Raw genomic sequence first — 2477 nt, forward strand, 5'->3', positions numbered from 1 at the left:
GGGTGCGCGTTCCCCCAGCGCCCCGGCACCTCGCCCGAGACCAGATAATTCCCGGCCACATTGATGAGCAGGGCGACGGCCGCCTGGAGCAGGGAGGTCTCGATCTCCTCCCCCCGCCCCGTCCGGTCGCGCCGATGCAGGGCCGCCAGGATCAGTCCGGTCAGGAGCAGGCCCGCCACCACATCCACCACCGCCACCCCCACCTTCGTGGGGGGCCCGTCCGGCCACCCGGTGATGCTCATGAGGCCCCCGACTCCCTGGGCGATGAAGTCGTAGCCGGGCCTGGCCGCCCCGGGTCCGGTCGACCCGTAGGCGGTGAGGGAGGCGTAGATGAGGCGCCCGTTCAGCCGGGCCGCCTCCGGGTAGCCGAGCCCCAGCCGCGCGAGGGTCCCCGGTCGGAAGTTCTGGATGAGGATGTCCGAGGCCTGGGTCAGTCGGGCCAGGAGGGCGAGGCCCCGGGGTTCCTTCAGGTTCAGGGTCAGGCTTCGCTTGTTCCGGTTGATGGCGAGGAAGTAGGCGCTCTCCCCCTTGTGGAAGGGGGGACCCCACGAGCGGGTTTCGTCCCCGACGCCGGGCTGCTCGACCTTGAGCACGTCGGCCCCGAGGTCGCCGAGGAGCATGGAGCAGAACGGGCCGGCCAGGACCCGGGAGAGGTCCAGGACGCGGAGCCCCTCGAGCGGCCCGCCCATCACTCCTTCTCCCCGAACCGCCCCTCCACGAGGGCGGCCAGCGCGGCGACCAGCTCCTCCGCCATCTCCCCGCGCCCCCGGAGGCGGATCCGCTTCCCCTGCGACGCCCCGAGCGTGAGGAGGCCGAGCAGGCTCTTCCCGTCCACGGCCGCGTTGTCGAGCTCCACGGTCACCTCCGCCCGGTAGCGCCCGGCCACCTGCACGAAGGCGGCCGCCGCCCGGGCGTGGAGCCCCAGCCGATTCCGGATCTCCACCTCCCGGACCACCTCGCGGCTCACCCTCTCCCCTCCCCGGCGCTGGGCCTCCCCCCCGTTCCCGGCCGCGGCCCGACCCCCGGCGGCGCCGCGCACACCGGCGCCGTGGACGCCGGAGGGACAGGGGGGGAAGCGTGCGACGGGCGGGGCTCAGGCGGGGCCGGCCGACCCAGTGGCCTTGCGGGCCAAAAACTCGCTGGCGACCAGGATGTTCTTCTGGCCGTACGTGCTCAGGCGGTCGGCCAGCTCGCGGAGCGCCGTCCCCTCTCGAAGAGCGGGGAGCTTGATCAGCATCGGGAGATTGACCCCCGTCACCACCTCGAGCGCCCCCTTGTCCAGGAAGGACAGTCCCAGGTTGCTGGGGGTCCCGCCGAACATGTCGGTCAGGATCAGGACACCCGCGCCGGCACTGACGCGCTTGATCGCCGCCTCGATCTTGGCGCGCGCCCGCTCGATCTTCTCGGCAGCCTCGATCGTGACGGCCTCGGCCCGCTCGATCCGCCCCACGATCTCCTGCGCCGTCCGGAGCATCTCCAGGCCGACCTGCCCGTGGGTCACGATGACTACCCCGACCATGGTCCCATCCTGCGGAGACGCCTAGGCCCGCTCCATGTCGCGGTGCCGGAGGGTCACCGGGTATCCGAGGGTCCGCAGCTGTCCCGCCACCACCTCGGCCGCGTAGGGGGCCCGGTGGCGGCCACCCGTGCACCCCAGTGCCACCGTGAGGTACGCCTTCCCCTCACCCACGTAGCAGGGGAGGGCGAACTGGAGGAACGCGAGCAGGCGGTCCAGGAACTCCTTCACCTCCGGTTGGCCCTGCAGGTAGGCGGCGACGGCCGGATCGGTCCCCGTCAGGGGCCTGAGGGCCGGGACGAAGTTGGGGTTCGGGAGGCAGCGGAGGTCGAAGACCAGATCGGCGTCCAGAGGGAGCCCGTACCGGTACCCGAAGGAGACGAGGGCGACCGCGGTCCCGGTCCCCCCGGGCTGCTCCCCGAAGGTCTGGACCATATACTGCCGGAGCTCGTGGGGCGTGAGCGGGCCCGTATTCAGAACCAGGTCCGCCTCCGCCTTCAGGGGGGCGAGGCGCTCCCGCTCCCGCCCGATCCCCTCGACCACCGAACCCGACGGGGCGAGCGGGTGGGGGCGGCGCGTCTCGCTGAAGCGGCGCAGCAGGCTCGCGTCGTCCGCCTCGAGGAAGAGGATGCGGACCCGGTGCCCGGCCTCCCGCAGGGCGCGCAGCGCGCCCAGCGCCGCGTCCAGGAACTGGCCCTCGCGGACGTCGATGACGAGGGCCACCCGCTCGATCCGCCGCTCCGAGCTGGCGCACAGCGTGGCGAAGGTAGGGATCAGCGCGGCCGGGAGGTTGTCCACGCAGAAGTAGCCCAGATCCTCCAACCCCTTGGCCGCCTGGCTCTTGCCGGCCCCCGACATCCCGGTGACGATGACGAAGTCGATGCCGGTCACTCGGTATCTTCCTCGGAGGTGGCCGAGAGCGGCGGGGGCTGCTGCAGCCCCCGGTCCAGGCGGTCTGCGA

Annotated in this window: 4 protein-coding genes; all 4 read right to left on the reverse strand. The window is 72.6% G+C overall.

The annotated features are described in order from the left end of the window. Window positions 1-689 (reverse strand): CoA transferase (locus VGT06_00020; GenBank protein HEV8661518.1); only part of this gene is annotated, 689 nt, incomplete at its 3' end. Beyond that, complete coding sequence (locus tag VGT06_00025) at window positions 689-967, reverse strand: HPr family phosphocarrier protein (GenBank protein ID HEV8661519.1); 279 nt, start codon at window positions 965-967, stop codon at window positions 689-691. The genes VGT06_00025 and VGT06_00020, both read right to left, overlap by 1 nt. A gap of 126 nt (window positions 968-1093) precedes the next feature. Then, window positions 1094-1519: a PTS fructose transporter subunit IIA gene (locus VGT06_00030; protein ID HEV8661520.1), complete on the reverse strand. Its 426-nt coding sequence runs from the start codon at window positions 1517-1519 to the stop codon at window positions 1094-1096. 21 nt (window positions 1520-1540) lie between these two features. Beyond that, the gene (gene rapZ, locus VGT06_00035; GenBank protein ID HEV8661521.1) at window positions 1541-2407 is read right to left on the reverse strand and encodes an RNase adapter RapZ; all 867 of its coding nucleotides are present in this window, start codon (window positions 2405-2407) and stop codon (window positions 1541-1543) included. Between the last annotated feature and the right edge of the window lie 70 nt (window positions 2408-2477).

The organism is Candidatus Methylomirabilis sp. (assembly GCA_036000645.1).
Lineage (GTDB): Bacteria > Methylomirabilota > Methylomirabilia > Methylomirabilales > JACPAU01 > JACPAU01.